Source organism: Calorimonas adulescens (genome assembly GCF_008274215.1).
Taxonomy (GTDB): Bacteria; Bacillota; Thermoanaerobacteria; order Thermoanaerobacterales; family UBA4877; genus Calorimonas; species Calorimonas adulescens.
The window spans coordinates 1-1007 of sequence record NZ_VTPS01000051.1 but is presented as its reverse complement, the minus strand read 5'-3'; the positions used below and the strand labels follow the sequence as shown (position 1 = coordinate 1007).

Genomic DNA, 1007 nt, shown 5'->3' with positions numbered 1-1007 from the left:
TGCCCAGGCTTCGCTTTCTTTTTCTTGTAAATCTTTATTCTTATATTTTGCTAATGCTCCCCTTACACGCTTATTTTTCTGCTCTTTTAAATCTACATCCTCCATATTTAACGGTTATATTAATAACAAAATTGAACAATCGGCGACACACTTAGCCACCACCGGGTCAAGCTAAAGTCTCTATGGATATAAGTAACGTTAATATTCTTTTAACCTGGGTTCAACTGTGGCAATTAGTGAAAAGTCCTTGTCATCATGCAAAATGTAAAGTCTATTTTCTATGGCTGTCTGGGCAATCAGCAAATCTATGGTGCTGCGTACGGTAATCCCGCTGTTTCTGCAGCGGAGATATAGCTGTGCCGCATTTTCATAAGATTTTTTGCCATGTTGCAGGGTATAGAACCTCTGTGAACCAAGGTATTCTTTTAATATATTAAACTCCTTTATGGTTTTAGCTCCTTGAAGTACTTCTTGGTATATAAAATTATTTATACCGAAGGGAATCTCATTTTTTATTATATCTGTAAACTTGTCAATTTGCTTGTTTGTTGTCCCTCTCAAAAATCCAATTAATACTGAGGTATCCACCAATATCATATATCTTCCCTCATATTCTTGTAATCATAATCTTCGATGAAGCTGATTTTACCTTTGATATCCAGCAGATTTTTCTGCTTGCGTCTCATTATAAGTTCCTCTAAAGCCAGATTGACAATATCTTTTTTGGTTTTAAGTCCGGTAAGTCTTTTGGCTTCTTCAATGAGTTTATCATTAATAACAATATTTGTCCTCATAATATACACCTCCATATGTGTATTATAGTACACATAATGCTGATGAGTCAATAGAGCCACCAGAGATAAAGCCAAACGATGAACAAAAGCTATACTGCAAGCCACTGGGTGTGGTTTCCGAACCTCTTTTTTATCATCTTGAACACTGCATCTACTTTACTCCTGAAGATACTCTCTTTAATGCCCTCTTCTTTGCCTTTTTCAATAAGCACA

At 35.7% G+C, this 1007-nt stretch carries 2 protein-coding genes; both read right to left on the bottom strand.

Annotation, left to right across the window (positions count from 1 at the left end; genetic code table 11):
* Positions 1-198: 198 nt before the first annotated feature.
* The gene (gene vapC, locus FWJ32_RS13205; RefSeq protein ID WP_149546429.1) at positions 199-597 is read right to left on the bottom strand and encodes a type II toxin-antitoxin system VapC family toxin; all 399 of its coding nucleotides are present in this window, start codon (positions 595-597) and stop codon (positions 199-201) included.
* Positions 594-794 (bottom strand): type II toxin-antitoxin system VapB family antitoxin, encoded by a 201-nt coding sequence (locus FWJ32_RS13200; RefSeq protein ID WP_149546428.1) that lies wholly within the window; start codon positions 792-794, stop codon positions 594-596. The genes vapC and FWJ32_RS13200 overlap by 4 nt, the downstream gene beginning before the upstream one ends.
* Positions 795-1007: the final 213 nt, after the last annotated feature.